Genomic DNA, 26,904 nt, shown 5'->3' with positions numbered 1-26,904 from the left:
GGGCACCGTTTTTCGCTCGAGAGAGGTGACGCATGAACCAGCCCGCCGTTTCCGCCCCGACCGCGCAGGACTTCAAGGTCGCCGATATCAGCCTGGCCGACTGGGGACGGCGCGAGATACGCATCGCCGAGACCGAGATGCCGGCGCTGATGAAGATTCGCGCCAAGTATCATGACGAGCAGCCGCTGGCGGGGGCGCGCATCGCCGGCTGCATCCACATGACCATCCAGACCGCGGTGCTGATCGAGACCCTGATCGACCTGGGGGCTTCGGTACGCTGGTCGTCATGCAACATCTTTTCGACCCAGGATCATGCCGCTGCGGCCATCGCCGCCGCTGGCATCCCCGTGTTCGCCTGGAAGGGCGAGACGGAGGAGGAGTTCTGGTGGTGCATCGAGCAGACCGTGGAGGGCCCTGACGGCTGGGCCCCCAACATGGTGCTCGACGACGGCGGCGACCTCACTGCCCTGCTGCATGAAAAGCGCCCCGAATTGCTCGACGCCATCCACGGCATTTCCGAGGAGACCACCACCGGCGTGCATCGCCTGCAGGAGATGCTGCGCGATCGCACCCTCAGGGTGCCGGCAATCAACGTCAACGATGCCGTGACCAAGTCGAAGAACGACAACAAGTACGGCTGTCGCCACTCACTCAACGACGCCATCAAGCGCGGCCTAGATCACCTGCTGGCGGGCAAGCAGGCGCTGGTGGTGGGCTACGGCGACGTGGGCAAGGGCTCGGCGGCCTCGCTGCGTCAGGAGGGCATGATCGTCAAGGTCACCGAGATCGACCCGATCTGCGCCATGCAGGCGTGCATGGACGGCTACGAGGTCGTCTCGCCCTACGTCGATGGCGTCAACCGCGGCAAGCAGAGCGTCGACCGCGAGCTGCTGTCGCGCATCGATCTGGTGGTGACCTGCACCGGCAACATCGAGGCTTGCGACGCCGCCATGCTCGAGGCCCTCAAGCCGGGAGCGGTGGTCTGCAACATCGGCCACTTCGACAACGAGATCGCCACCGGCTACATGCGCCGCCACTGGCACTGGGAAGAGATCAAGCCGCAGGTGCACAAGGTCTATCGCGACAGCAAGCCGGGCCACTTCGACCCTGCCAGCAGCGATTACCTGCTGCTGCTCTCCGAGGGGCGCCTGGTCAACCTGGGTAATGCCACCGGCCACCCCTCGCGGATCATGGATGGCTCCTTCGCCAACCAGGTACTGGCGCAGATCCACCTCTACCAGCAGCGCTTCGCCGACCTGCCGCCGGCCGAGAAGGAGGGCGGTCTGGCCGTCACCGTGCTGCCGCGCCATCTCGATGAGGAGGTGGCGCGCTACATGGTCGAGGGTTTCGGCGGGGTGCTGACGCAGATGACCGAGCAGCAGGCCGAGTACACCGGGGTGCCGGTGGCGGGGCCCTACAAGCCGGACGCCTATCGCTATTGAGGTGTCCCACGAGGCAATGAAAGCGCCGCCTGCGGGCGGCGCTTCCATTTGTCAGCCGTCGACGAAGGCGAGCATGCGACCCGCCAGCAGCACTGCCGGCCATAGCAGCAGCGACAGAGTGCCGGCCACGAGCTGCCGCCGCGGCGAGGCATTTTCCAGCCCTGGCCCCAAGTTGAGCAGCAGCGCATTGGCGATGGCCAGTGCGATCAGTGCCAGCTTGAGCAAGAACAGCGGCATGGCGGCATAGCCGCTGGGGTCGGCGAGAAACAGCAGCGCCCCGGTGGCCATTGCCAGCAGGAGCCCAGCGATCGCCACCGGCTGCAGCAGCTGGCCCAGTTCACGCACCGGCAAGCGCTGGCGCCAACCCAGCAAGCGCAGGTCGAGAGCGAGGATGGCACCGATCAGCAGGGCGATGCCCAGCACGTGCAGTGCATTGATCGCCGCATAGCCCCAGCGCGAGAGTCGCATCCATTCGGCCAGGGCAGTATCGGCGAGCGATGTCAGCAGGGCTTCCACGTCGCCAGGTCAGATTCGCCCGGGATACAGCACGTAGTGTTCTTCGCCAATCCACAGCTGCTCGGCCTTGAGCACACCTTCACGGGCATATTCGCCCGAGACGCGCAGCTCCACGCCTTCGGCGAGGTCGCCCTCTTCCAATCCGGCGCGTTCGTTGCGCCAGGGCTGGCCGACCTCGACCGTCCAGGTTTCGCCATCCACGTCGAGTTGCACTTCGCCGTGGGGGTTGCCCAAGCGTACATGGGTGATGGTGCCTTCGATCTCGATGGTCTCGCCGCCGACCCAGCCATGGTGGGCCTGGGCGGGGGCGAGGAACAGCAGCATGACGATGGCGAGCGCCCAATATCCATGACGATGCATGATGGCCTCCTTCCGAAGATACCTTTCTTCAGGCTAGCTCTACCGGGCCGGGCTTCAAGGCCAATCGCTCTACAGGCCGGCCAGGCGCATCAGCAGTGGCAGGTAGAGGGGAACCAGCAGTGGGGCGGCCAGGGTGGTGACCAGCACAGCCAGGGCGCCCTTCTCCGGCTTGATGCCAAGCTCCATGGCGACCACCACCACGTTGGCGGCCATCGGGACCACTCCGAACAGCAGCAGGGCCAAGGCCAGCTCGCCGGGCAGGGGCATCATGGTCTGGAGCAACAGCACCACGGCCAGCATTAGCCACGGCCACAGCAGGTAGCGAATCGTCACGCAGCCGGCCATGAAGCGCAGGTCGATCTCGCGGATCGCCACGCGACCCAAGGTCATACCGATGATCATCATGCCGAGCAGGGTATAGGTGGCCGGAAACACCGTCAGGCTTTCCATCAGGGCGCTCGGCAGCGTCATGCCCAAGCCACTCACCAGCAGCGCGGCGAGAAAGGCGTAGATCAGGGGCAGGCGCACGATCTTGACCAGGCTCTCGCGCACCGAGAACCGGCCGCGGGCACTGAGGTAGAAGCCCACCGTGAACTCGTAGAGCGTCACCCCGAGAATGCAGAAGAGATAGAGGGTCACCCCTTCGGGGGGCAGCAGGAGCATGGCGATGGGCAGGCCAAAGTAGCCGGTATTGCCGGTGCCGGAGGAGAAGGCCAACACGGCGCTCTCCTGGGAGGAGAGGAAGCGTTTGGCCAAGGGGTTGATGGTGGCGGCGACCAGGCTCGCCAGCAGGAACAGCGCCAGCGTCAGCAGCAGGTACTGAGGCGTCGGGCCGCCCAGCAGCAGGCCGCGGAAGAAGGTCAGCGGGGCGATGATGTAGATCAGCAAGGTGGCGATGGGCCGCGGGTCGATGGCCAGTCGTCGTGCCGCCAGCCAACCCAGGCCGACGAAGGCCAGAAGCGTCCAGAGGGGGCCCAGCAGGGCTCCGGGGTCGATCATGCCAGCTCATCCATCGCTGAAAGCCGATATGATGCCTTTCGACAGGGCGGCTGTCAGCCGTTGTGTTGCCTCGGCAGGACTTCCCCAGGCTGATGCCAGAGAGTCTGCATCAGGCCCAAAGGTTCTAATCCTTCAGCTCTATATGACGGAAGCTCATGTGCCAGTGTGGAACTTTTCATTGGTCAGGCGTCCGGCCGGACGGCAGAATGCAGGGATTCGCATCGCCACTGGCAAACCAGAGAGACTTTCATGAGCACCTCATATCCGCTAGGCATCAGCTTCGAGTTCTTTCCGCCCAATACCGAGGTGGGGCGCGAGAAACTGGTCGGGGTGCGCGATGCCCTGGCTGAGCGGAACCCCCGGTTCTTTTCCGTGACCTACGGGGCGGGCGGCTCGACCCAGGGGCGCACCTTGGATACCGTCAGGGCCGTGCGTGAGGCGGGCATCACCACCGCCCCACATCTTTCCTGCATCGGCAGCGAGAAGGCTCAGCTTCGCGACCTGCTCGTCCAGTATCGCGAAGAGGGCATCGACAGCCTGGTGGCGCTGCGAGGCGACCTTCCCTCCGGCATGGGCGGAATCGGTGAGCTGCGCTATGCCAACGAGCTGGTGGAATTCATTCGTGAAGAGACCGGCGACCATTTCGAGATCGCCGTGGCGGCCTACCCGGAGTCACACCCCCAGGCGCCGAGCTTCGAGCGTGACCTCGAGAACTTCGTACGCAAGATGAAGGCGGGTGCCGATCTCGCCATTACCCAGTATTTCTTTACTGCCGAGGCTTACTTCCACTTCGTCGAACGTGCCCGGGCACTCGGCGTCGAGGCGCCGATCGTTCCGGGCATCATGCCGATCACCAACTACACCAAGCTGGCTCGCTTTTCCGACGCCTGCGGTGCCGAGATCCCGCGCTGGATCCGCAAGCAGCTCGAGGCCTACGGTGACGACAGCGAGGCCATCGCCGAGTTCGGCACCGAGGTGGTGTCGCGGCTGTGCCAGCGCCTGCTGGACGGCGGCGCGCCGGGCCTGCACTTCTATACCCTCAACCAGGCGACTCCCTGCCTGCGTATCCTCGACAACCTGGCTTGACGGCTTTTTCTTGGCGCCGAAGTGCATCTGTGGCTAGCCTGATCCTGCATATCCATGGAATCAGGAAAAGGAGGTCGCTAGATGCGCCATGCCAACCTTACGGGAGTCGCTGTCGCCTCCCTGCTGCTGGCCGGAGTGGGACAGGCCCAGGCCCAGGAAGGCCATGAAGTGGAAATGAACTGGGTGAGCGTCGATGGCATCGAGGACTCCATCGGCACCATCACCCTCGAGGATAGCGACCACGGTCTTCTGCTGACCCCCGACCTGCGCGAGATGCCGCCCGGCGTCTACGGCTTCCACGTTCACGAGAACCCCAGCTGCGAGCCGGGTGAGAACGAGGATGGTGAAATGGAAGCCGCCGGCGAGGCGGGGGGACACTACGACCCGGAAGAAACCGATACCCACCAGGGACCCTACGGCGACGGGCATCTGGGTGACCTGCCGGTGCTGATCGTCAACGAGGATGGCGAGGCCAACTTGCCGGTGCTGGCGCCGCGGCTGACCGTCGAGGATATCCAGGACCGCAGCCTGATGATTCACGAGGGCGGTGACACCTACTCCGACGAGCCTGAACTTGGCGGCGGCGGGGGTCGCATGGCCTGTGGCGTGGTTGAGTCGTGACCGCGGCCCCGTGCAACGCCTCATCCTGAAACAGCGCAGCCCCGCCATGGCGGGGCTGCGTATTTTTTGTCGGGTTGACGGTGTGCTTAATCGGGCGTGTCGTCAACGTCGGTTGCTTCAGGCGCTTCGGCGTCCTCGTCCGTACGCATTTCCGGAGGCAGCATGGCACTGGGCACTTCCAGGCCGTGTTCCTGGTAATAGCGTACGGCACCGGGGTGGAACCACATCACCGTGTTCTTGTCGAGGTGCTCGGCGCGGGTCTCGAGCGCGGCGGGATGGATCGTCTCCATCGCCTCAGGGGCATCGAGTACCAGCGACATCAACTCGTAGACGAAGCTCTCTGGCAGGTCCTTGTGGCCAATGGCGAAGTTCCACAGCGCGACCGAGGCGTGAGGAGCCTCCATGCTGGCATAGGTGTCGGCCGGGATCTCGAAAGGCTCGACCGGGAAGGCCTCGAGCAAGGCGAGCTGCTGCTCTTCGGTCATGCCGAACATGTGCACACTGCGGTTGAGCTCGAGACGCTCAAAGGCGCTGATCGGCAGACCGGCACAGAAGGCAAAGGCGTCGCTGAGCCGGGAAGTCAGGTAGTCTGCCAAGTGGTTGGCGTCGGCATATTGCAGCTGTACGTCCTCCACGCCCAGCGTCTCCAGAAAGCGCGGCCAGTAGGAGGCACAGGTGCCACCCATGGGGCCCACACCGACCCGCTTGCCGCTCAGGTCCTCGAGGCTCTCGATGCCCGAGTTGGCCAGGGTCACCACGTGGAACGGCGTCTGATACATGGGGAAGAGGGCACGTACGTTGCGCATGGCCTCGCCGCGTGCAAACTCCGCTTCGCCTTCCCAAAGATCCCTGGCAGGGCCCAGGGTGACCAGCCCCAGCTCCGCCTCCCCGGTATGGACCAAGGTCATGTTGTGGTAAGGGCCACCAGTCGCCTGGGAGAGGGCAGTGATGCCCAGTTCCTCGCTGATGCGGGTGACCAGGCCATCGCCGTAGACTTGATAGGTACCGCCAAGCGAGGCGGTACCCAGCAACACTTCCGCCGGCCAGTCGCTGCGGTCGTCGGCCTGGGCAAGGGAGCCCCAGGCCAGCAGACCGCAGGCGATCAGCAGGGAGTGACGTGAGGGGAAGGATCCAGAGTTCATGCTAAACCTCCTTGCGAACTTAGCGTCGCAAAGCCCGGGTGGCCGCGGCCACCCGGGGATCGCTCAGGCCGAAGCAGAGGGCTTGGCCTTCAGTGCGGCAGCCTGCCAGGCAAACACCAGCGCACCGAGACCGATACCGACCAGGTCGGTCATCCAGCCGCCGGCGATCATGGCGAGCGCTGCCACAAGCAGCAGGCCGCGCTGCACGAGGTTGGCCACGCCGTTGAGGAACCAACCCTGCACGGCCGAGGCCAGCAGGTAGATGCCGATACCGGCGGTGATGGCCACGCGCAGGATCTGCGTCCAGGTGCCGTCCATCAGCAGCGCGGGGCTATAGAAGAACATGAACGGCACGATGAAGGCGGCCAGGCCGAACTTGAAGGAGGTCACGGCCGTCTTCAGCGGATCGGTATTGGAGATTGCCGCCGCGGCGTAGCCGGCCAGGGCCACCGGTGGGGTGATCGCCGAGAGCACCGCGTAGTAGAACACGAAGAAGTGCGCCACCAGCGGCGGAATGCCGATCTGCTGCAGGCCCGGGGCAACCACCGAGGCGGCCACCGCATAGGCGGCGGTGGTGGGCATGCCCATGCCCAGCAGGATCGAGATACACATGGCGAAGAACAGCGCCAGCAGGTGGCTGGCATCGGCGATGCCCAGCAGCATGGAGGCGAAGCGCGCGCCGACGCCTGTCAGCGAGATGACCCCGACGATGATGCCGGCGCAGGCGCACACGGCGATCAGAGGAATGGCCATGCGGGCGCCCAGCGAGAGGGCGTTGAGCAGCGCCTTGGGCCCCATCCAGTGCGGGGTGAACCAGGAGACCACGGCGGCGCTGACCATCGCCAGGGTGCCGGCGCGGATCACCGAGTAACCCATGAACAGGGTGCCGATCAGAATGATGATGGGCAGGAACAGATAGACCTGCTTGACCAAGCGACGGAACTGCGGGATCTCGTCCTTGCGCATGCCTTGCATGCCGTCGCGGCGCGCTTCCAGGTCGACCATCAGGTAGATGGAGAGGAAGTACAGCGCGGCCGGAATCAGCGCGGCAATGGCGATTTCGGTGTAGGGAATGCCGGTGATCTCGGCCATGATGAAGGCGCCGGCGCCCATGATCGGCGGCACGATCTGTCCACCGGTCGAGGCCGCGGCCTCGATGCCGCCGGCGCTGCGCGGCCGGTAGCCCACCTTCTTCATCAGCGGGATGGTCAGCGAGCCGGTGGCCACCACATTGCCCGCGGAGGTGCCGTTGATCATGCCCATCAGGCCGGAAGCGAAGACTGCGACCTTGGCCGGACCGCCCCGTGCGCGCCCGGCAGCAGCGAAGGCGAAGTTGATGAAATAGTCCCCCACCTTGGACGCCTGCAGGAAGGCGGCAAAGGTGATGAACAGAATGATATAGGTCGACGAGACGGCGGTGGTCGGGCCCAGGATGCCGTTGTCGGTGTAGAGATAGGTAAAGAAGCGTGAGGCGGAGTAGCCGCGATGCTCGAGCAGGCCCGGCAGATAGGGGCCGGCAAAGGCATAGACCAGGAACACGGCGGTGATGACGATCAGGGCCAGGCCGGCCACGCGGCGGGTCAGCTCCATGATCAGTGCCACGCCGACGGCGGCGATCATGAACTCTGTCTGTCCGGCGAACGGGGTGCCGGCGGCCATGCGCCAGCGCTGGAGCACGAGAATGAGGTAGGCGGCAACGATGATCGAGGCCACGATCAGGATGGCATCGGCCCAGTGGATGGAGCGGCTAGAGCTTTGCCAGATCCAACTGCTGACCAGGGCGATGGCGGTCGCGACCACCAGCGACCAGCTCATGTGCACGACCAGCCACTCGGCGGGTGCCGTGCCGGTCTCGCGCATGTACCAGGCATAGCCGATGGTGAAGGTGGCATAGGCGATGGCAGCGGCCGCGGGTATCAGGGCAAACCACTCGAGGCGGCTGATGCGCACCGGCTCGGGACTGCGATCCAATGTCATGGCGGCGGTGATGGCGAAACCGACGGCCAGGCCACCGGCCACGTGGATGATGCGAAAGGCCCATGTCTCGATGGGAGCGACATTGAGCGCATACAGATGCATTGCGGTGAATAGCACACAGGCGGCGAACACCGTCTGTCCGAGCAAGCCGGAAAGCACGCGCTCGTTGTGGGCAATGGGCATATCGGCGACGCCTTCAGTGCCGAGCTTCGCCGCCGCTTCGTTGGGTTGGGTTTCGTGAGTCATGCCGGAGTGCCTAGATGGTTACGGGTGCCTTGGTTGAGGCAAGGCGTTGACGCCGGCCCGCAGGCCGGCGTCGATGGCGCGCTGGTTGATCAGCCGCGCAGGTCTTCCGGAATGTCGTAGCCGTTCTCTTCGAACCAGCGAACGGCACCCGGGTGCCAGGGCAGGAAGGAGTTGTGCTCGAAGTTCTCGGGCAGTGTCTCGCGAGCGGCACCGTGAATCTGGACCATGCGCTCATGGTTTTCCATGACGGTCTGGGTCACTTCATAGACCAGCGACTCCGGCATGTCCTTGTGAGTGATGGCGAAGTTCCAGATCGAGACGGCCGGCAGATCCTCATCCAGGCTGTTGTAGACGGAGGCCGGAATGCTGGCCGGGCTCAGCTCGGGGAAGTCGTCCAGGAACTGGCCCATCTCGTCATCGGAGAACGAGAAGATATTGACGTTGGCCTGGGCCTCGAGCTGGCTGAATGCAGAGATCGGCACGCCGGCAGCGAAGGCGAAGGCGTCGATCAGGCCATCCTGCAGCTGGCCTGCCTGGTCGGAGGCGCCGCCGTTACGAGTATCGACGTCAAGGCCAAGCTTTTCGAACAGCTGCGGGTAGTACATGTCCGACGTGCCGCCCGCCGGGCCAACGCCCACGGTCTTGCCGTCCAGATCGGCGACGGAGTTGATGCCTGAGCCGGACAGGGCGACGATCTGCAGGGTGGTCTGGTACATCGGGAATACGGCACGGATGTCGGTGTGCTCGACGCCCGGGGCAAGCTCACTGTTGCCGGTCCAGGCTTCATAGGCCGGGCCCATGGTCACCATGCCGAAATCGTGCTCGCCCATCTGAACCAGAGTGGCGTTCTGAACCGGGCCGCCGGTGACTTCGGCGCCGAAGGAGACGCCGAGAGCATCGCCCACCATGTTGGCCCAGCCAGAGCCGTAGATGTAGTAGGTACCACCCTGGCTGGCGGTGCCTACGGTCAGGCTGCGGGGCCAGTCGCTGCGGTCTTCGGCCTGGGCGCCAGTGGCGATCAGGGCCGCGCCGAGCACGGAGGTGGCGATCAGTTTGGAGGCGGTATAGCGCATGGAAGTACTCCGATTTGCCTTGTCGTTATGAGAGCGCACCGCGGCGCTCTGATGAAAACCGTGGTGATACATCCTAGTGTAGGCAAATGCTGAGCCATGCTGGCAAGGTAATTGGAAAAACAAGGGATTGGATGTCTTTTTTTCAACTAAAGTCGATAGCGGGTGGTGGCGTGCCTGGCTGGGATTTCACACTAAGTTACTGTGGGGATGTGTGGTTTTCCGCACGCTCGGCGGAAGCATCCCGTTCGCTGAGTGCCGCCATCATGCGGCTTGCCTGATGAAGGTCGTTCATCAGGGTCGAGGCGAGCCAGGGGTCGAGGCGGTGCTCGCGCAGCCGCTTGGCGAGCTGGTCCTGCCAATGTCGCCGCACCTCCTCGAGGGGGGCGGCAATCGTCTGGCCATCTTCCTGCTCGGCCAATCGGTTGAGGCCAATTGCGACGGCCAGGCGCAGGTCGTCATGCGCCTCCCTCAGGGGGCTGACGCGTGCCGAGTGGCGCAGCAGGCTGCGTTGCAGCACCTCGCCGAAGCGTACCGCCTCTACCATGCGCAGGGAGCGAGCCTGCAGCACTGCCAAGTGCTGCTGCTGGGCCTCGGTCAGCGGTACGTCGATGCGTGCCTGAAACGCCATGATCTCGGTCAGCAGCGGCTTGATACGTTCATGGTAACGCGTATTGACCAGGGGCCATGCCTCCCGCTCGATGGGGGCCGCCACGCTGTGGGGCTGGGGTGGGTGCCCGATCACTTCCGCACTGGGCATGAGGATGGCATTGCACAGCAGGTGATAGGCACGTCGCTCGAGACGTCGGCACTCCTGCTCCATGGCACTGACGGCAGTGTCGGCATGGTTGAGGGAGGCCGGGTCGAGATAGCGTGCCTGGGTCAGCGGCAAGCGCGCCGGTTCCGGAAAGCGCTGCTCGAGCCACTCGGCCAGGCGAGGGATCAGGGGCAGCATCAAGACGATGCCCAGCAGGTTGAACAGGGTGTGAAACAGGGCCAGCTTGAGCGGCCAGGCGGTAGCGGCGAGCCCGATCACCTCAGCGATGGCGTCCACCAGCCATGCCAGCGGCACGAGCAGAACAAGGGCAACGGCCGCCGTGGCCAAGTTGAAAATCACATGCGCCCCGGCCAGACGCCGTGCCGCTACCCCCGCTGGCAGGGCGCCGATCACGGCGGTGACGGTGGTGCCGATATTGGCGCCGATGGCGATGGCCAGGGCCGGGAGGTAAGGCAGTTGGCCCGAGGCAAGCGCCGTCAAGGTCAGCAGCAATGTGGCGTGACTCGACTGCATCACCACGGTGGCAATCACGCCGAGCAGCACCAGCAGTGGCCAGTGCCAGGCGCGGTCGCCGGCCAGCCCGTCCAGGCGGATACCGTCCTGCCACGCCTCGAAGCCGAGCTTCATGAAGTCGATGCCGAGAAACAGCAGGCCTATGCCGAGCAGCAGCCCGGCCATGCCTGCCAGCTTGCCGCTCAGGCGGTATTGACCGAGCAGGCCGAGAGCGAGCAGCGGCATGGCGTACTGGGCCAGGTCGAAGCGCAGGCCGAACGTGGCGATCAGCCAGGCGCCGGTGGTGGTGCCCAGGTTGGCGCCGAACAGCAGCGCGATGGCACCCGGCAAGGTCACCAGTCCGGCACTGACGAAGGACATCGCCAGCAGGGTGACCAGCGAGCTGGACTGTACCAGGGCGGTTGCCAGCGCTCCCACGCCGATGGCCCGCCCCGTGTGACGAGTGGAGGCATGCAGCCAGTGATCGAGGGTGCCGCCGGAAAGTCGCTTGATGGCCCCTTCCAGTAGCGTCATGCCCCACAGGAATAGGCCCAGCCCGGCGGCGAGAGTGGCAAGGTCGGGGCGCGACAGCAGCAGGGCCGCGGCGGCGGCAAGGCCAAGCAGCTCCAGGTGACGTCGCCTGCCCTGGCGCTGCCTGTCGCCGAGCGCTGCTTCGCGCGTCACGTTCAGCGGCTCCCGGGGTCGAGAATTCTCACGGTCTGCACATCGTTGCGCTGCTGCTCCTCACGTTCGCGGTTGACGCGGGTTTCCAGCTCGGCTGCCGCCTCCTCTTCGATTGCTGTCTGTTCGAAGAAGTCGCAGCTGACACAGTCACGATAGCGGATGCCGTTCTGCTCCCAGGCGCGAATGCGGTCCATCGCGGCACAGCGGGGGCAGATTGCGCCGGCAATGAAGCGTTTCTTAGCGGCCATGATGCCTCCAGGTGAAAGGCCGCCGGGTGGGCCCGGCGGGGATATGGCTACGATAACGTGGTGCGGGGACGGTGTCAGGCGGCGCGGATGCCGTTGTGGCGCAGCAGCGGTTCGACGCTGGGCTCTCGGCCGCGGAAGGCGCGAAACAGCTCCGCGGCATCGCGGGCACCGCCCTGCTCGAGGATCTCGCTGCGGAAGCGGCGACCGGTATCGGGGTCGAAGATACCGGCCTCCTCGAAGGCGCTCCAGGCATCGGCGGAGAGCACCTCGGCCCATTTGTAGCTGTAGTAGCCTGCGGCATAGCCGCCGGCGAAGATATGGCTGAAGCCGTTCTGGAAGCGGTTGAAGTCTGCCCGCGGGACCACCGAGACGGCGTCGCGCACGGAATCGAGCAGCGCCTGTACTTCAGCCGCCGAGGGGGCGGTGAGTTCATGGTGCAGGCGCAGGTCGAACAGCGAGAATTCGAGCTGGCGCACCAGGCCCATGGCGGACTGGAAGTTCTTGGCCGCCTGCAGGCGCTGCAGCAGCTCGGCCGGCAGCGGCTCGCCGCTGTCGACATGGCCGGCGATCAGGTCGAGGCCCTCCCGCTCCCAGCAGTAGTTCTCCATGAACTGGCTGGGCAGCTCGACGGCATCCCAGGCCACGCCGTTGATGCCGGAAACCTCGGCAACGGTCTGGCGCGTCAGCATGTGGTGCAACCCGTGGCCGAACTCGTGGAACAGGGTGGTGACTTCGTCATGGGTCAGCAGCGCCGGTGCATTGCCCACGGGGCGGGTAAAGTTGCAGGTCAGGTAGGCCACCGGCAGCTGCAGGCCGCCGTCCTCGCGGCTGCGGCGCACCCGGCACTCGTCCATCCAGGCACCGCCGCGCTTGCCCTCGCGGGCATACAGGTCGAGGTAGAAGCCGGCGATTGGCTCGCCGTGCTCCACGATGCGGAAGTAACGCACCTCCGGGTGGTAGCGAGGCGCCTCTGCATCCTCCTCGAAGGTGACGCCGTAGAGGCGCTCGACAACCTGGAACAGACCGTCGACCACTCGCGGAGCAGGGAAGTAGGGACGCAGCTGCTCCTGCGAAATGGCGTGGCGTGCTTCGCGCAGCTTTTCACTGGCATAGCCGATGTCCCAGGGGGCCAGCTCGTTCATGCCCAGAGTGTCGCGGGCGTAGGCTTCCAGCTCGGCAAACTCCTCCCGGGCCTGAGGTACCGCGCGACGGGCGAGATCTTCGAGGAAATCGAGCACCTGGCGCGGCGACTCGGCCATCTTGGTGGCCAGCGACAGGTCGGCGTAGCTGGCGAATCCCAGCAGCTCGGCCAGCTCGCGGCGCAGGCGAAGGGTCTCCTCGATGATCGGGGCATTGTCGTACTCCCCGGCATTGGGGCCCTGGTCCGAGGCGCGGGTGACGAACGCCGTGTAGACCTCGCGGCGAAGCTCGCGGTCGTCGGCGAAGGTGAGAACCGGATAGAAGCTGGGAAAGTCCAGCGTGATGCGGTAGCCCTGCCCCCCCTTGGCCTCGGCGTTGGCGGCGAGCGTTGCCAGAGCACTCGGGGGCAGGCCTGCCAACCGCTCCTTGTCGCCTATGTCCTTGTGCCAGGCCTGGGTGGCATCGAGCAGCTGGTTGGAAAAGGTATTGGCGAGCTCCGACAGGCGCGCTTTGATCTCACCGTAGCGGCGCTTCTGCTCGGCGGGCAGGTCGACGCCGGCAAGGCGGAAATCGCGCAGGGTGTTGTCGACGCAGCGCCGCTGGGCCTCGTCCAGCTCGGCCCAGGCCGGTCCCTCCTTGAGCGCTTGCCAGGCGCGAAACAATCCCTCGTGTTGCCCCAACCAGGTGCTGTAGTCGGAGAGCTGGCCGAGGCAGGCCTGGTAGGCATCGCGCAGGGCGGGCGAGTTCATGGTGCCGTTGAGGTGTGAGACCGGCGACCAGGCACGAGAGAGCTTGTCGTTGAGTGCCTCGAGCGGGGCGGCGAAGCTATCCCAGGTGGGCGGTTCCTGCTCTGCCCGCTGCACCAGGGCCTCGGTGGTATTGCGGTTGTCGGCGAGCAGCTTCTCGATGGCCGGCACCACGTGCTCTGGCTTGATCTCGGCGAAGGGTGGCAGCTCATGGGACTCGAGCAGGGGATTGTGGGGCATGCTCACCTCGGTGTTGGGGGTTCGAATCATCGGAATAGCAATTAGATGCGGCCAGCACGATCGGGTTTCAATCCCGGCGGGGATTGGTGGTGGGGAGCCGGGCTGATAGGCTTGCGCCTCCACGAACGTCGAGGTGACCGCATGAACGCAACCCTGGAGCGCTGGAGCACCCGGCGAGCCTTCATACTGGCAGTGACCGGAGCGGCCGTGGGGCTCGGCAACATCTGGCGTTTTCCCTATATTACAGGGGAAAATGGCGGTGCGGCCTTCCTGGTACTCTACGTGATTTTCGTGCTGCTGCTCGGGCTGCCGGCGATGATGGCAGAGATCCTCGTCGGACGTGCCGGCCGTCGCTCGCCGATACAGTCCTTGGGCTACCTTGCCGGGCAGGCGGGAGCCAGCCGCCACTGGCAGCTGCTGGGCTTGTTCGGTGCCTTCACCGTGTTTTGCATCCTGTCGTTCTACTCAGTGGTCTCGGGCTGGTCCATCGAGTTCTTCGTCACTGCTGTCAACGGCGGTTTCACCGGCCTGGGGGCTGCCGAAGTCGCCGCCGGCTTCGAGGGCTTTCTCGCCGACCCGGGAAGGATGACCTTCAACCACTCGCTTTTCCTGTTCATGACCATGACCGTGGTGGCGGCGGGCGTGGCCAAGGGGCTGGAGCGGCTCAACAACCTGTTGATGCCGATGCTGTATCTGCTGCTGGTGCTGCTGGCGGGCTATGCCGCCACCACCGACGGCTTTGGCCCGGCACTGGCCTGGCTGTTCCAGCCGGACTTTTCGGCCATCACGCCGCTCGTCGTGCTGCATGCCATGGGGCACGCTTTCTTCACCCTGGCGGTCGGGGCCTGTGCGCTGATGGCCTATGGCGCCTACATGCCGGAGCGACAGAGCCTTCCGCGGGCAGCGGGTGCAGTGGCGGTACTCGACGTCAGCGTGGCCTTGCTGGCCGGCATCGCCATCTTCTCGGTGGTGTTCTCCCAGGGCATGGATCCCGGCGAGGGGCCTGGGTTGATGTTCGTCACCCTGCCCATCGCCTTTGCCGAGCTCCCCTGGGGCTCGGTGTGGCTGAGTCTGTTCTTCCTGCTGTTGCTGCTGGCCACCTGGACCTCATCAATCAACCTGGCTGAGCCCATGGTCGCCACGCTGCAAGGGCGTGGCCTTGGCCGCGGCAAGTCGGCCGCCGTGGTGGGGCTCTCGGTGTGGCTGCTGGGGCTGCTTTCAGTGCTCTCCTTCTCTACCCTGGCCGAGTGGCGCCCGCTGTTCGGCATGAACGCCTTTGACCTGGTGACGACCATTCCCACCGAGATCTTCCTGCCGGTGGGCGGGCTGCTGATCGGTATCTTTGCTGCCTGGGTCATGCCGCAGCAGGAGGCTCGCGCGGCCCTTGGCGTCAGCGAGCCCGGCTTCCTGCTGTGGCGGTCGGTGGTACGCTGGGTTTCGATTCCCCTGGCGGCCGTGGTGCTGGCGGCCGGACTGCTGTAACGACTTGATGTGACCGGCGAGACGCCGGCCTGGAGGCTTGCATGAGTTGGAATGACCCCATCCGCAGCTGGCAGGGTACGCAGCCGACCCTGGGTGCACGGGTCTACGTGGATCCGGCCAGCGTGGTGCTGGGCGACGTGGTGTTGGGCGACGATTGCTCGGTTTGGCCCATGGCGGTGATCCGCGGCGACATGCACCGCATCCGCATCGGCGCGCGTACCAGCGTGCAGGACGGCAGCGTGCTGCATATCACCCACGCCAGTGACTTCAACCCCGATGGTTTTCCTCTCACCGTCGGTGAGGACGTCACCATCGGCCACAAGGCGATTTTGCACGGCTGTACGCTGGGCAATCGCATCCTGGTGGGCATGGGTGCCATCGTCATGGATGGTGCGGTGGTCGAAGACGAGGTGATCATCGCGGCCGGCGCCGTGGTGACCCCGGGCAAGCGGCTCGAGAGTGGCCATGTGTATGCCGGCAATCCGGCCAAGGCACTGCGGCCGTTGAAGCAGAAGGAGCGTGAATTCTTCCCTTATACCGCAGGAAATTACGTCAAGCTCAAGGACCAGTACCTGGCTGCGCAGGGCGGGTAACACTCGGTTGCGATTCTGCTGCGGCTTGAGCCGCTAAGCCATTGTTTCCGGTGCGGGTGCAGGCGATAATCTGGGTATTTATCCAGTTTAGAGGGCTTGCCCCGGCATGGCCGATTTTCGCACCCATCTCGGCGTGGCCGCCGCCGGTGGCGCCGTGCTGGCGCATGGGGGCTGGCAGGCGGGCCTGTGGGATCTGTGGCAAGGCGCGGTTGTTCTCGGCTTGGTCACTTTCGGCGGCATTTTGCCCGATATCGACGCCGACCGCTCCCGGGCGATACGCCTGATCTTCAATCTCCTGGCCATACCGGCCGTGGTGGTTGCGGCGCTGCTGCTTCAGGCCAGGTTGGCGCCGGGGCACCTGCTGCTGGTATGCGGTGCGCTCTATCTCGTGGTGCGCCATGTGGCAGGTGGTGTATTCAGCCGCTTCACCGTACATCGCGGCATCTGGCATTCGTTGCTCGCCGCCGGCCTCTGCGGTCTGGCGGCGGCAACGCTGAGCTACCGGTTCTTTGCCCAGTCGGCGTGGCTGGCTTGGGCCCATGGGTTAGCCATTTGCCTGGGGTTCGTCATCCATCTGCTGCTGGATGAGCTTTACAGCGTCGATCTCACCGGGGCTCGTATCAAGCGCTCGTTCGGCACGGCGATCAAGCCTTTCGATCTGCGCTCTCCGGGCAACTCCGTCGCCATGCTGATGACCGGTGTCGCGTTGCTACCTTGGCTACCGCCCTGGCCGCTGCTGCTGGGCCTGCTGTCTCAGGGAGCCACCTTATGGCGATAATCTTCCGCCTTTAGGCCGTACTTCTTGAGCTTGTCGTAGAGTGTCTTGCGCGGCAGGCCGAGGTGCTCGCAGACCTCGGTGATGCGGCCGCGGTGGCTGACCAGCGACTGGCTGATCAGGCTCTTCTCGAACAGCTCCACCTGCTGGGGCAGGGCCAGCTCTGCGGCATCGGCCTCGATCCCCTGCAGCAGCAGGTCGATGCGGTAGTCGAAGGCCGAGCCCAGCAGCACATAGCGCTCGGCGAGGTTACGCAACTCTCGTACGTTGCCCGGCCAGTCGTGGGCCATCAGGGTGGAGATGCCTTGGGTGTCCAGCGGCGGTGCCTCCAGTCCGCTGCGATTGGCGGCGACCACGGCAAAATGCTGGAACAGCAGTGGAATGTCCTCGCGTCGCTCGCGCAGCGGAGGGATCGGCAGGGTCACCACATTGAGCCGGTAGTAGAGGTCCTCGCGGAAATCGCCGGCTTCGGAGGCCAGCTTCAGGTCGACCTTGGTGGCGGCGATCACTCGGATATCCAGGGGGACGGGCTCGTTGGCGCCGAGCCGCTCGATGCAACGCTCCTGTAGCACCCGCAGCAGCTTGACCTGCAGCGCCAGCGGCATCGACTCGATCTCGTCGAGGAAAACGGTGCCGCCATTGGCGTGCTCGAACTTGCCGATGCGGCGCTCCACGGCACCGGTGAAGGCGCCCTTCTCGTGGCCGAACAGCTCCGACTCGATGATGCTCTCGGGTACCGCGCCGCAGTTGATGGCGACGAAGGGATGGCCGCCCCGGGGGCTGCGCTCATGGATGGCGCGTGCCACCAGATCCTTGCCGGTACCGGTCTCGCCGAACAGCAGTACGTCGGTTTCCACCTGGGCGATGCGCTGGACCATGGAGGCCAGCCGCTGGATGATGGGAGTCCTGCCCACCAGACGTGGCCCGGGAGCGGACTGCTGGGCTTCGAGCTCGGCCTTGAGCTGGCGGTTCTCAAGGCTCAGGCGGCGCTTCTCGACGCCACGGCGGACCATTTCGACCAGGCGCTCTCCGGCAAAGGGCTTCTCCAGAAAATCCCAGGCCCCTTCGCGCATGGCTTCCACGGCAGTGGAAATGTCGCCATGGCCGGTGATCAGGATCACCGGCAGGTCCGGGTCACGTAGCCGCACCTCACGCAGCAGCTCCATCCCATCCATGCCGGGCATACGAATATCGCTGACGATGACCCCGGGAAAATCGGGTGTCAGGACGGCCAGTGCGCTCTCGGCACTGGCGTGGGGCTCCGGCTGGTAACCGGCGAGCTCGAGCGTCTGGCCGGCGGTAATGCGCAGGTGGGGCTCGTCGTCGATGATCAGTACCGGAATGGTCGCCGGGTCATGCATGGGAACGCTGCTCCTGGGCTGAAAGCCGGGCGTCCTCGGGACGCTGTGCCTGGGGCAGGGTAATGGTAAAGCGGGCGCCGGCGCCAGGTAGGTTGTCGGCTTCGATGTTGCCACCAAGGTCCTTGATGATGCGGGCCGAGATCGACAGCCCCAGCCCCAGCCCGCTGCCGGGCGACTTGGTAGTGAAGAAGGGCTCGAAGATACGTGACAGGTGGGCGTGAGGTATGCCGGGGCCGGTATCGGTGACGCCGATCCGCACCTGCCCCTCCTGGGTTTCGATGCTGAGTGTCAGCCTCGGCGAAGGAGTGTCAGCCATCGCCTGCAGGGCGTTGCCAATCAGGTTGACGAGCACCTGCTCGAGTCGTACCAGGTCGGCCTGGACCCATACCTCCTGCTCCCAATGGCGTACCACTTCGATATTGCGCAGCCGGTTCTGGTAGAGCCGCAGGGCATAATCGAAGCAGGCCGGTACCGACACTGCCGTCAACGAACTGTCGCTCTTGCGCGAGAATTGACGCAGCTGGGCACTGATATCGGCCATGCGCTCGGTCAGCTCGACGACCTGAGCCAGGTTGGCATCGGCCGCCTCCAGGCGCTGTCGCTCGAGGAAGGTCCGGGCATTTTCGGCATAGGCGCGGATTGCCGCCAACGGCTGGTTGAGCTCGTGGTTGATACCGGCGGCCAACTGGCCGAGCACGGCTAGCTTGGCAGTCTGCACCAGCTCGTCCTGGGTTCGGCGCAGGTTCTCCTCTGCTCGGCGACGCTCCTCGATTTCATCGGAGAGCAGGCGGTTGGTGTCGGTCAGGTCCCGTGTTCGCAGCTCTACGTTGCGCTCCAGTTCGTCCCTCGCCTTGGCCAGCGTGTGGCGCTCGCGCTCGGCGAAAAGCTCTCGCTCGCGGCGCAGGCGCAGGCGCTGCCAGCCCACGCCGCCGGCCAGCACGAACATGCCATAAAGGCCGCCGGCAAGCGCGGCAGCGAGCCACTGAGCCTGGTAGACGCCGCCAAGCGGCTTGAGAATATGCATGTCCCAGTCATAGGCATCCATGTGTCGGGACAGGCTGAGGTAACTCTCATCGATTAGCGGGCCTTGGCTGAACCGCACCAGGCGACTGCCGTCCGGGCGCTGCTCATACACATCGAGGTGAGAAGGAGAGAGAGGCTCATCGGCGTAACGCCGGGTGGCGAGCAGCGTCTCACGCTCTGCTTCCGAAAGCGGGTGCAGGGCCGCCATGCGCAGCTCGGGTCGGCTGGCCATGAAGATGATGTTATCTGCATCGGTGACCATCAGCTCGGCGTCCTGCTCGGCCCAGCTCTCCTCCACGGCATCGAGCAGAACCTTGATGACCATGACGCCGTCGGGGCGAGCGTCCGGTGTCGTTTCATCCAGCCAGACCGGGGCCGAAAAGTAGTAACCGCGCTCCAGGGACTGGGTGCCGAGGCCGAAGAAGCGACCACGGCCCCCCTCGATGGCATCCTGGTAGTAGCTGCGGAAGGAGTAGTTGTGGCCGATGAAGGTATTGTCCATGTGCCAGTTGCTGGCAGCCAGGGTGGTGCCGTGACGATCGAGTAGGTAGACGTCGGATACGCTGGCAACGGCGCGGAACTGGTCAAGCAGCAGGTTCAGGGGCATCGGATTCTGCTGCCCCCGGCCACTCAGGAAACGTTTGACCATCTCGCGAGAGGCGAGTAGCTGCGGGAGGTAGTCGTGACGCGTCAGATGCCCTTCGAGCCCGGCTGCGGAGAGGCGCAGTTCGTTCTCTGCTTCTCGTACCATCGACTGCAAGGCCTGTTCGCGAGCCATCTGGGCCGCTTGCCACATGACCGCCACCAGCCCCAATGGCAATAGCAGCAGCAATAGTCGGCGCAGAGGGCGCGGTAGGCGGGGAGGACGATGCGGACCTTTCAAATGCAGCCTTCCTTTGTCTACAGCTGGACTTCCGGCAGTGCCTGGGCACGGCGAAGGGCGCGCTGGGCACGAGTCTCGGCCCGCTCCATCTCAAGCAGCTCTTCCTCGACGAAGACCAGGTGTTCGTGGGCGCGGGCCCTGGCATCCTCGGCGCGACCCTCGAGGATAGCGTCGAGCAGGGCGCGGTGCTGCTTCATCAGCATCGGCCGCGACTGGGGTTTTTCGAACAGGTGGGCCAGGTTGTCGACGATGCTCTTTTCCAGCAGGTGGAAGATGCCGCGAATGGTATGCAGCAGCAGCACGTTATGCGCGGCCTCGGCGATGGCCAGGTGAAAAGCAGCGTCTGCCTTGGCCTCGAGTTCGGGGTTGCGTCCGGCAAAGCAGGCCTCGAGCTCCTCGAAGCGTTTGATCAGCATGGCGCGGTCGGCCGGTGTCGAGCGCAGCGCGGCATAGTAGGCCGAGATCCCCTCCATGGCGTCGCGGAACTCGAGCAGGTCGAGGTGAAACTCCTGATGCCGCGACAGCATGTCGAGCAAGGGATCGCTGTAGCCGCTGTTGAGCTCTCGTGTGACGAAGGTACCGCCGCCCTGTCGGCTGGTCAGCAGGCCGCGGGTTGCCAGTTTCTGGATGGCTTCGCGCAGCGAGGGGCGAGATACGCCGAAGCGCTCGGCCAGCTCGCGCTCCGGGGGGAGCCGCTGGCCAGGTTTCAGGCTGCCCTCGAGAATCATCGCTTCGAGGCGTTCGGTGATGACATCTGCCAGGCGCGGCTGGCGTACGTTCTGGTAGGTCATGCTTGAGGGTCCTGGAAACGATTTCTTCCAAATTGGTCTTACCAATAGTGGCGCGAAATTGCGTACCTTGCAATCCCGTCAATTGACATTGGAGCAAGATCAGAAAGCCTGGCTTGGGATCAGTCCTCTTGGGTAGACCAAAGTATACCCGGTTGAAACGGGTAGTTCGTGGCCGAGCGTTTGACACCGCCAGGCGTGAGCCCTAAGGTTCAACGATCTTGCGAGGTAAATTGGTTTTACCAATTTTTCTCGGCGTAACGAAACCAATAATCCAGCAAGACCGCACTGCCTACGGGCCGACAGTGAGGGAGCCTCATGACGCCAGTCAAGCTGTACCCCCCAAAGCCGGAAAAGGTCTATTTTTTTGGCACCTGCCTGATCGATCTGTTTTATCCCGAAGCCGGAATGGATGGCATTCGTTTGCTGGAGCGTGAAGGCATCGAGGTGCACTATCCCCAGGCTCAGACCTGTTGCGGCCAGCCGGCCTACACCTCGGGTTATCAGCAGGAGGCGCGTGCGGTGGCGGCAGCGCAGCTCGACCTGTTCCCCGAGCCTTGGCCGATCATCGTACCTTCCGGCTCCTGTGGCGGCATGATGCGAACCCACTATCCGCAGCTGTTTGCCGGTACTGGGCATGAGGCTCGAGCCAACGAAGTGGCGGGTCGCATCTATGAGCTGACCGAATTCCTGTTGCACGTCTGTCAGCTCAGGCTCGAGGATCGTGGCCAGCCCGAGAAGGTGGCCATGCACACCTCTTGCAGTGCCCGGCGCGAGATGGGTCTGGGAGAAACCGGGCCCACACTGCTGGCCCGCATGGGGCAGGTCGAACTGGTGGAGCAGGCTCGTGCCACCGAATGCTGCGGCTTCGGCGGGACCTTCGCCGTGCGTCACCCGGAGGTTTCCGCGGCCATGGTGGAGGACAAGACCCAGGCCATCGAGGCCACGGGTGTGAAGCGCTTCGTCACCTCGGACTGCGGCTGCCTGATGAATATCGGCGGTCGCTTCGAGCATCAGGGCAAGGCGGTTGCCGGCGAACACATTGCCAGCTATCTGTGGCGGAGGACCTCATGAGTGCATCCGGCGTACAGACGTACACCCCCCGCGAGTTTCACCGCCAGGCCCACGACGCGCTGGGCAACCCGCAGATCCGGGCCAACTTCCGCCGCGCCATGGATGGCCTGATGGCCAAGCGCCGCGACGTCTTCAGCGACTGGGATCTCGAGACCCTGCGTGAACTTGGCGCCAACATCCGTCTGCGGGCGCTGGCCAAGCTGCCCGACCTGCTCGAGCAGCTCGAAGCCAACTGCCAGGCCAACGGCATTCAGGTGCACTGGGCCGAGAATGGCGACGAGGCGTGTCGTGTCATCCGAGAAATCTGTGAGCGCCATGAGGCGAAGGCGGTGATCAAGGGCAAGTCGATGGTCTCCGAGGAGATGCACCTCAATGCCCACCTCGAAGAGGCCGGCATCGAGGCGCTGGAGTCCGACCTCGGCGAGTACCTGGTGCAGCTCAACGAGCAGACGCCTTCCCACATCATCATGCCGGCGATCCATCTCAATACCGATGAGATCTCCGACATCATGCACGAGAAGACCGGCACCGAGCGTACCCGTGATGTCGACTATATGACCGCCGCGGCCCGGGCCCAGCTGCGCGAACGCTTCATGGCCGCCGACGTGGGTATCTCAGGGGTCAACTTCGCCGTGGCCGAGACCGGCACGCTGTGCCTGGTGGAAAACGAGGGCAACGGCCGCATGACCACCGCCGTGCCGCCGGTGCATATCGCCGTGACCGGCATCGAGAAGGTGGTCGAGCATTTGCGCGACGTGCCGCCGCTCTATGCGCTGCTGACCCGATCGGCCACCGGGCAGCACGTCACTACCTACTTCAACATGATCAGCTCGCCGCGCAAGGAAGGGGAGCACGATGGACCCAGTGAGGTCCACCTGGTGCTGGTCGACAGCGGTCGCTCCAATATCTACCAGGACGACGAGCTGCTCGATACCCTGCGCTGCATTCGCTGCGGCGCCTGCATGAATCACTGTCCGGTCTATACCCGGGTCGGCGGCCACACCTACGGCACCACTTACCCCGGCCCCATCGGCAGCATCCTGATGCCACATATGATGGGCCTGGAGGAGACTCGTGACCTGCCCAGCGCCTCGAGCCTGTGTGGTGCCTGCGGCGAGGTGTGCCCGGTCAAGATCCCGATTCCCGACCTGCTGGTGCGGCTGCGCCGCGAGGCGGTGGGAGAAGGCCGCGGCAACGTGCCCGGCGCCGGCGTCAAGCGGACGAAAAAGGAGGTGGCGGCGTGGAAGACGTACCAGTGGCTGGCCACCCACCCCGCTGCCTGGCGCAGCGGTACGGCCATCGCCGGTAAGCTTCAGGCTCTCGTGCCGTCGAAGCTGGGACCCTGGACCGAGCACCGTACCGCGCCAAGGCCGGCCAAGGTTTCATTGCATGCCTTGGTTAAACAGCACAAGGCCAAGCGCCATCAGGCAGGCAAGTCCGACGACGATGGGGAGAAGCGCTCATGAGTGCCCGTGACAACATTCTCGAGCGCCTGCGGCAGCGTGCCGATGGCCCGCTGACGGCACCGCAGAGCGATTTCTCCGTGGTCACCGGACGCGGCTGGAGCCAGGCGGACCGGCTCGAGCGCTTCGAGCGGCTGATCACTTCGGTTCATGGGGAAGTGGTGCATGTGGCACAGGCCAACTGGACGGCAGAGCTTGTCGAGCTGCTGCATGCGAAGGGCATCCGGCGACTGGCCTTGGGGCGCGAGCACCCCGTTGCCGCCGAGGCCCGCGCCGCGCTGGACGGTAAGGACGTGGCCCTGCTCGATGCCGATCGCGATATCGAAACCTGGCAGCACGAGCAATTTCATGAGACCGACGCCGGCCTGACCTCCACTCGTGGCGCCATCGCCGAGACCGGCAGCCTGTGGCTGTGGCCGACGCCCGACGAGCCGCGCCTGCTGAGCCTGGTGCCGCCGATTCACATCGCCGTGCTCGATGCCAACAGCATCGAGGACACCTTCTTCGACGTCATCGAGACCCACGGTTGGGCTGGCGGCATGCCCACCAACGCACTGCTGATCTCCGGGCCGAGCAAGACGGCGGATATCGAGCAGACTCTGGCCTACGGCGTGCACGGCCCCCGCGAACTGGTGGTGCTGGTGCGTCACGCCAAGGAGCACTCATGACCGCTGCGACGATACCCCCTGCGGCCGACGCCTGGCAGGCGCTCAAGCAGGAACTGCTCGCGATCATGCCCGCCGAGCGGCTGATCGACGATCCGCTGCGCACCCTGACCTACGGCACCGATGCCAGCTTCTATCGGCTCATTCCCAAGCTGGTGGTCCGTCCCGCCGACGAGGATGAGCTGATGGCGGTGCTGGCCGGCTGCCGCCAGCGTGGGCTTCCGGTCACCTTCCGTGCCGCCGGTACCTCGCTCTCGGGGCAGGCGGTGACGGACTCGGTGCTGATCCAGCTGCGCGAGGGCTGGCGCGGGCACGAGATTCTCGAGAACGGCCGTGCGATCCGCTTGCAGCCCGGCATCATTGGCGCCCGGGCCAATCAACTGCTGGCGTCCTTCGGGCGCAAGATCGGCCCTGATCCGGCCTCCATCAACAGCTGCATGGTGGGCGGGATCGCCGCCAACAACGCCTCCGGCATGTGTTGCGGCACGGCGCAGAACAGCTACCGCACGGTGCGTGACATGCGCGTGATACTGGCTGACGGCACGCGTCTGGACACCGCCGATCCGGCCAGTTGCGAGGCCTTTCGGCGCAGCCATGCCGAGCTCGTCGCAGGGCTCGAACGACTTTCCGCCGAAACTCGGGCCAATGAAGCCCTGGCGGAGAAGGTCCGCCACAAGTACCGGCTCAAGAACACCACCGGCTACGCCCTCAACAGCCTGGTCGATTTCGACGATGGCATCGAGATCCTCAAGCACCTGATGATCGGCTCCGAGGGCACGCTCGGCTTCATCAGCACCATCACCTATGACACCGTCATCGACGAGCCGCACAAGGCGGCGGCGCTGGTTTTCCTGCCCGACATGGCGACCACCTGCCGCGCCACCATTGCCCTCAAGCCGGCGCCGGTCTCGGCGGTGGAGCTGATGGACCGTGCCGCGCTGCGCTCGGTGGAGGGGAAGCCGGGCATGCCCGCCGCGCTGGAGACCCTGCCAGAGGGAGCGGCGGCGCTGCTGATCGATGTGCGCGGCAACGACGAGGCGCAGCTGAAGGAGCGCCTCCAGGCCGTGCAGGAGATCTTCGAGGGCATCCAGACCCTGGAGCCGGTCAGCTTCATGCACGACAAGGCCACCTACGAACTCTACTGGAAGATCCGCAAGGGGCTGTTCCCCGCCGTGGGCGCGGTGCGCGATACCGGCACCACGGTGATCATCGAGGACGTGGCCTTCCCCATAGAGCGTCTCGACGAGGGCGTGTTGGCGCTGACCGACGCCTTTCATCGTCACGGCTACCCCGAGGCGATCCTGTTCGGCCACGCCCTGGAGGGTAACTTGCACTTCGTCTTCCCCCAGGGCTTCGAAAAGCCCGGCGAGGTGGAGCGCTATCAGGCGCTCATGGACGAAGTCGCCCAACTGGTCGGGGTCGAGTACGGCGGCTCGCTCAAGGCCGAGCACGGCACCGGGCGTAACATGGCACCCTACGTCGAGCTGGAGTGGGGGCCCGAGGCCTATGCGTTGATGTGGCAGATCAAGGCGCTGTTCGACCCTGAAAATCTGCTCAACCCCGACGTCATCCTGAGTCGCAACCCCACCCTGCACCTGGAGAATCTCAAGCCACTGCCGGCGGCCGATCCCATCGTCGACAAGTGCATCGAGTGCGGCTTCTGCGAGCATGTCTGCCCGTCGCGGGATCTCACGCTGACACCGCGGCAGCGCATAGTAGCTGCACGCGAAATGGCCAGGCTCGAAGCCCTTGGCGACGGCCTCGACCAAGAGAACGCCGCGCGCCTGGAGCGGCTGCGCAAGGACTACCGCTATGCTGGTGACGAGACCTGCGCGGTGGATGGGCTGTGTGCTACCCAGTGTCCGGTGGGGATCAACACCGGTGAGTTGATTCGCGAGATGCGCCACGAGCGGCTGGCATCTCATGCCGGGGCTGCACGCAGGGTGGGGCGCCATTTCTCCGGCACTACGCGGCTGGCGCGGGGCATGCTCAACCTGGCCGGCGTCGGGCGCGCCGTGCTCGGCGAGAAGGGGCTCTCCAGGGTGAGTCGCGGTATTACCCAAGCCAGTGGCGGCCGGGTGCCGCAGTGGGTGCCGACCCTGCCCAAGGCGGCGCCGGTACGCGTCTTGAGGCAAGCCTCGGCATCCGGCAGTGGGCGGGAAAAGGTGGTCTACTTCCCTTCCTGCGCCACTCGTGTCTTTGGTGCCACCCATGGTGACAGCGAGAGTCGCTCGATCATGGAGATCACCCTCTCGCTGCTGGACAAGGCCGGCTTCGAGGTGGTCGTGCCGGAAATGACGGGGCATCTCTGCTGCGGGATGGCATTCCAGTCCAAAGGCCAGTTCGAGGAAGCGACACACAAGGCGCGGGAGCTCAACCGCGAGCTGCTGGTGGCCAGTCAGAACGGCCGCTACCCGATCCTCAGCGACACCAGCCCCTGCGTATTGCATATGCAGGGGCGACTGGATGAGCGCTTGACGGTGCAGGAGCCGGTGGCCTTCGCCCATGATTACCTGCTGCCGCACCTGGACATCACTCAGCTCGACGAGCGGGTGGCCGTGCACGTGACCTGTTCGAGCACCCATATGGGGCTGGGTGAGCGGATGATCGCCATTGCCCGGGCCTGCGCCCGGGAAGTCGTGGTGCCCGCCGATATCACCTGCTGCGGTTTCGCTGGCGACAAGGGACTGATGACGCCCGAGCTCAACGCCTCGGCGTTGAAGGGGCTCGCCGAGCAGGTGGACGACTGCGACGCGGGATACTCCAACTCGCGTACCTGCGAGATCGGCCTGTCGCTGCATGGCGGCATCCCGTATCGTTCGATCCTGTCACTGCTCGACCGTGCCAGCCGCCAGCGCAGGGAAGCGGTCGAGACGGCCTGAGCCATCCACAGCCCCTCGCCGGCGAGGGGCTGTGGATAAGCCTTCGCGTCACGCGCCTGAAATATTTTTACAACCGCCCCTTGCAGGGGGCGGGGGAAAGCCGTAAAGTACGCATCCGCTGCCGGTGA

At 65.0% G+C, this 26,904-nt stretch carries 22 protein-coding genes; 10 read left to right on the top strand and 12 right to left on the bottom strand.

All coding sequences use genetic code 11. The features are described from left to right. Positions 1–32 precede the first annotated feature (32 nt). Positions 33–1,442, top strand: a complete 1,410-nt coding sequence (ahcY, locus tag H1D44_RS17175) for an adenosylhomocysteinase (protein WP_181516254.1) — start codon at positions 33–35, stop codon at positions 1,440–1,442. A gap of 51 nt (positions 1,443–1,493) precedes the next feature. On the opposite strand, the gene H1D44_RS17170 is transcribed toward ahcY, so the two are convergent. The 3 genes from H1D44_RS17170 to H1D44_RS17160 form a co-directional block, all read right to left on the bottom strand. After that, positions 1,494–1,958 carry a hypothetical protein gene (locus H1D44_RS17170; RefSeq protein WP_181516253.1) on the bottom strand — a complete coding sequence of 155 codons (465 nt, stop codon included), beginning with the start codon at positions 1,956–1,958 and terminating at the stop codon, positions 1,494–1,496. A gap of 9 nt (positions 1,959–1,967) precedes the next feature. After that, positions 1,968–2,318 carry a DUF6152 family protein gene (locus tag H1D44_RS17165; RefSeq protein ID WP_181516251.1) on the bottom strand — a complete coding sequence of 117 codons (351 nt, stop codon included), beginning with the start codon at positions 2,316–2,318 and terminating at the stop codon, positions 1,968–1,970. Between the two features lie 69 nt (positions 2,319–2,387). Further along, the gene (locus H1D44_RS17160; RefSeq protein WP_181516250.1) at positions 2,388–3,317 is read right to left on the bottom strand and encodes an AEC family transporter; all 930 of its coding nucleotides are present in this window, start codon (positions 3,315–3,317) and stop codon (positions 2,388–2,390) included. A 249-nt stretch (positions 3,318–3,566) separates the two neighbouring features. Between H1D44_RS17160 and metF the strand changes: the two genes are divergently transcribed. Together metF and sodC are read left to right on the top strand one after the other, a co-directional pair. Then, positions 3,567–4,403 (top strand): methylenetetrahydrofolate reductase [NAD(P)H], encoded by an 837-nt coding sequence (gene metF / locus H1D44_RS17155; protein WP_181516248.1) that lies wholly within the window; start codon positions 3,567–3,569, stop codon positions 4,401–4,403. 81 nt (positions 4,404–4,484) lie between these two features. After that, complete coding sequence (gene sodC, locus H1D44_RS17150) at positions 4,485–5,024, top strand: superoxide dismutase family protein (RefSeq protein ID WP_181516246.1); 540 nt, start codon at positions 4,485–4,487, stop codon at positions 5,022–5,024. Positions 5,025–5,110: 86 nt separating this feature from the next. Here the strand turns inward: sodC and H1D44_RS17145 are convergent, their stop codons facing one another. The 6 genes from H1D44_RS17145 to prlC form a co-directional block, all read right to left on the bottom strand. Beyond that, positions 5,111–6,166, bottom strand: coding sequence for a TAXI family TRAP transporter solute-binding subunit (locus H1D44_RS17145; protein WP_181516244.1), 1,056 nt, complete (start codon positions 6,164–6,166; stop codon positions 5,111–5,113). A 63-nt stretch (positions 6,167–6,229) separates the two neighbouring features. Further along, positions 6,230–8,389, bottom strand: coding sequence for a TRAP transporter permease (locus tag H1D44_RS17140; protein WP_181516242.1), 2,160 nt, complete (start codon positions 8,387–8,389; stop codon positions 6,230–6,232). A gap of 89 nt (positions 8,390–8,478) precedes the next feature. Then, on the bottom strand, positions 8,479–9,462 hold the full coding sequence (locus H1D44_RS17135; RefSeq protein ID WP_181516240.1) for a TAXI family TRAP transporter solute-binding subunit: 984 nt from the start codon (positions 9,460–9,462) through the stop codon (positions 8,479–8,481). A 196-nt stretch (positions 9,463–9,658) separates the two neighbouring features. Further along, positions 9,659–11,413: a Na/Pi symporter gene (locus H1D44_RS17130; protein WP_181516238.1), complete on the bottom strand. Its 1,755-nt coding sequence runs from the start codon at positions 11,411–11,413 to the stop codon at positions 9,659–9,661. Between the two features lie 2 nt (positions 11,414–11,415). After that, on the bottom strand, positions 11,416–11,661 hold the full coding sequence (locus H1D44_RS17125; RefSeq protein ID WP_181516235.1) for a YheV family putative zinc ribbon protein: 246 nt from the start codon (positions 11,659–11,661) through the stop codon (positions 11,416–11,418). Between the two features lie 74 nt (positions 11,662–11,735). Next, entirely contained in the window at positions 11,736–13,787 is a 2,052-nt protein-coding gene (prlC, locus tag H1D44_RS17120) for an oligopeptidase A (protein ID WP_181516233.1), read from the bottom strand. A 141-nt stretch (positions 13,788–13,928) separates the two neighbouring features. Here prlC and H1D44_RS17115 point away from each other — a divergent pair, with 141 nt between their 5' ends. From H1D44_RS17115 to H1D44_RS17105, 3 genes are all read left to right on the top strand, one after another. Then, positions 13,929–15,269, top strand: a complete 1,341-nt coding sequence (locus tag H1D44_RS17115; RefSeq protein WP_181516231.1) for a sodium-dependent transporter — start codon at positions 13,929–13,931, stop codon at positions 15,267–15,269. A gap of 41 nt (positions 15,270–15,310) precedes the next feature. Then, positions 15,311–15,862 carry a gamma carbonic anhydrase family protein gene (locus tag H1D44_RS17110; protein ID WP_181516229.1) on the top strand — a complete coding sequence of 184 codons (552 nt, stop codon included), beginning with the start codon at positions 15,311–15,313 and terminating at the stop codon, positions 15,860–15,862. A gap of 106 nt (positions 15,863–15,968) precedes the next feature. After that, entirely contained in the window at positions 15,969–16,640 is a 672-nt protein-coding gene (locus H1D44_RS17105) for a metal-dependent hydrolase (protein WP_181516228.1), read from the top strand. On the opposite strand, the gene H1D44_RS17100 is transcribed toward H1D44_RS17105, so the two are convergent. Genes H1D44_RS17100 through H1D44_RS17090 form a run of 3 tightly spaced genes read right to left on the bottom strand, consistent with a single transcriptional unit; the run spans position 16,616 to position 20,695 of the window. After that, positions 16,616–17,998 carry a sigma-54-dependent transcriptional regulator gene (locus tag H1D44_RS17100; RefSeq protein ID WP_181516226.1) on the bottom strand — a complete coding sequence of 461 codons (1,383 nt, stop codon included), beginning with the start codon at positions 17,996–17,998 and terminating at the stop codon, positions 16,616–16,618. The two genes, H1D44_RS17105 and H1D44_RS17100, sit on opposite strands and share 25 nt — an antisense overlap. Next, positions 17,991–19,904, bottom strand: a complete 1,914-nt coding sequence (locus H1D44_RS17095; protein WP_238984569.1) for a sensor histidine kinase — start codon at positions 19,902–19,904, stop codon at positions 17,991–17,993. Before H1D44_RS17095 ends, H1D44_RS17100 begins: the two co-directional genes overlap by 8 nt. Positions 19,905–19,921: 17 nt before the next feature. After that, positions 19,922–20,695 carry a GntR family transcriptional regulator gene (locus H1D44_RS17090; RefSeq protein ID WP_181516225.1) on the bottom strand — a complete coding sequence of 258 codons (774 nt, stop codon included), beginning with the start codon at positions 20,693–20,695 and terminating at the stop codon, positions 19,922–19,924. Positions 20,696–21,010: 315 nt separating this feature from the next. On the opposite strand from H1D44_RS17090, the gene H1D44_RS17085 reads away from it, so the two are divergent. The 4 genes from H1D44_RS17085 to H1D44_RS17070 are packed head-to-tail and all read left to right on the top strand — an operon-like array spanning position 21,011 to position 26,776. Beyond that, entirely contained in the window at positions 21,011–21,766 is a 756-nt protein-coding gene (locus H1D44_RS17085) for a (Fe-S)-binding protein (RefSeq protein WP_181516223.1), read from the top strand. Continuing rightward, positions 21,763–23,232 carry a LutB/LldF family L-lactate oxidation iron-sulfur protein gene (locus tag H1D44_RS17080; protein ID WP_181516221.1) on the top strand — a complete coding sequence of 490 codons (1,470 nt, stop codon included), beginning with the start codon at positions 21,763–21,765 and terminating at the stop codon, positions 23,230–23,232. The genes H1D44_RS17085 and H1D44_RS17080 overlap by 4 nt, the downstream gene beginning before the upstream one ends. Continuing rightward, positions 23,229–23,897: a LutC/YkgG family protein gene (locus H1D44_RS17075; RefSeq protein ID WP_181516219.1), complete on the top strand. Its 669-nt coding sequence runs from the start codon at positions 23,229–23,231 to the stop codon at positions 23,895–23,897. The genes H1D44_RS17080 and H1D44_RS17075 overlap by 4 nt, the downstream gene beginning before the upstream one ends. Continuing rightward, complete coding sequence (locus H1D44_RS17070) at positions 23,894–26,776, top strand: FAD-binding and (Fe-S)-binding domain-containing protein (protein ID WP_220128149.1); 2,883 nt, start codon at positions 23,894–23,896, stop codon at positions 26,774–26,776. The genes H1D44_RS17075 and H1D44_RS17070 overlap by 4 nt, the downstream gene beginning before the upstream one ends. Positions 26,777–26,904: the final 128 nt, after the last annotated feature.

This window comes from Billgrantia kenyensis (assembly GCF_013697085.1).
Taxonomy (GTDB): Bacteria; Pseudomonadota; Gammaproteobacteria; order Pseudomonadales; family Halomonadaceae; genus Halomonas; species Halomonas kenyensis.
The sequence above is the reverse complement of the archived record's forward strand: the minus strand, read 5'-3'. Positions and strand labels throughout refer to the sequence as shown.

Excerpts from the sequence above, each read along its gene's own strand:
- H1D44_RS17100 (WP_181516226.1), bottom strand. The coding sequence starts at position 17,998 with ATGCATGACCCGGCGACCATTCCGGTACTGATCATCGACGACGAGCCC.
- H1D44_RS17085 (WP_181516223.1), top strand. The coding sequence starts at position 21,011 with ATGACGCCAGTCAAGCTGTACCCCCCAAAGCCGGAAAAGGTCTATTTT.
- metF (WP_181516248.1), top strand. The coding sequence starts at position 3,567 with ATGAGCACCTCATATCCGCTAGGCATCAGCTTCGAGTTCTTTCCGCCC.
- H1D44_RS17090 (WP_181516225.1), bottom strand. The coding sequence starts at position 20,695 with ATGACCTACCAGAACGTACGCCAGCCGCGCCTGGCAGATGTCATCACC.
- H1D44_RS17140 (WP_181516242.1), bottom strand. The coding sequence starts at position 8,389 with ATGACTCACGAAACCCAACCCAACGAAGCGGCGGCGAAGCTCGGCACT.
- sodC (WP_181516246.1), top strand. The coding sequence starts at position 4,485 with ATGCGCCATGCCAACCTTACGGGAGTCGCTGTCGCCTCCCTGCTGCTG.
- H1D44_RS17125 (WP_181516235.1), bottom strand. The coding sequence starts at position 11,661 with ATGGCCGCTAAGAAACGCTTCATTGCCGGCGCAATCTGCCCCCGCTGT.
- ahcY (WP_181516254.1), top strand. The coding sequence starts at position 33 with ATGAACCAGCCCGCCGTTTCCGCCCCGACCGCGCAGGACTTCAAGGTC.
- H1D44_RS17110 (WP_181516229.1), top strand. The coding sequence starts at position 15,311 with ATGAGTTGGAATGACCCCATCCGCAGCTGGCAGGGTACGCAGCCGACC.
- H1D44_RS17075 (WP_181516219.1), top strand. The coding sequence starts at position 23,229 with ATGAGTGCCCGTGACAACATTCTCGAGCGCCTGCGGCAGCGTGCCGAT.
- H1D44_RS17145 (WP_181516244.1), bottom strand. The coding sequence starts at position 6,166 with ATGAACTCTGGATCCTTCCCCTCACGTCACTCCCTGCTGATCGCCTGC.
- H1D44_RS17105 (WP_181516228.1), top strand. The coding sequence starts at position 15,969 with ATGGCCGATTTTCGCACCCATCTCGGCGTGGCCGCCGCCGGTGGCGCC.
- H1D44_RS17115 (WP_181516231.1), top strand. The coding sequence starts at position 13,929 with ATGAACGCAACCCTGGAGCGCTGGAGCACCCGGCGAGCCTTCATACTG.
- prlC (WP_181516233.1), bottom strand. The coding sequence starts at position 13,787 with ATGCCCCACAATCCCCTGCTCGAGTCCCATGAGCTGCCACCCTTCGCC.
- H1D44_RS17135 (WP_181516240.1), bottom strand. The coding sequence starts at position 9,462 with ATGCGCTATACCGCCTCCAAACTGATCGCCACCTCCGTGCTCGGCGCG.
- H1D44_RS17165 (WP_181516251.1), bottom strand. The coding sequence starts at position 2,318 with ATGCATCGTCATGGATATTGGGCGCTCGCCATCGTCATGCTGCTGTTC.
- H1D44_RS17080 (WP_181516221.1), top strand. The coding sequence starts at position 21,763 with ATGAGTGCATCCGGCGTACAGACGTACACCCCCCGCGAGTTTCACCGC.
- H1D44_RS17070 (WP_220128149.1), top strand. The coding sequence starts at position 23,894 with ATGACCGCTGCGACGATACCCCCTGCGGCCGACGCCTGGCAGGCGCTC.
- H1D44_RS17160 (WP_181516250.1), bottom strand. The coding sequence starts at position 3,317 with ATGATCGACCCCGGAGCCCTGCTGGGCCCCCTCTGGACGCTTCTGGCC.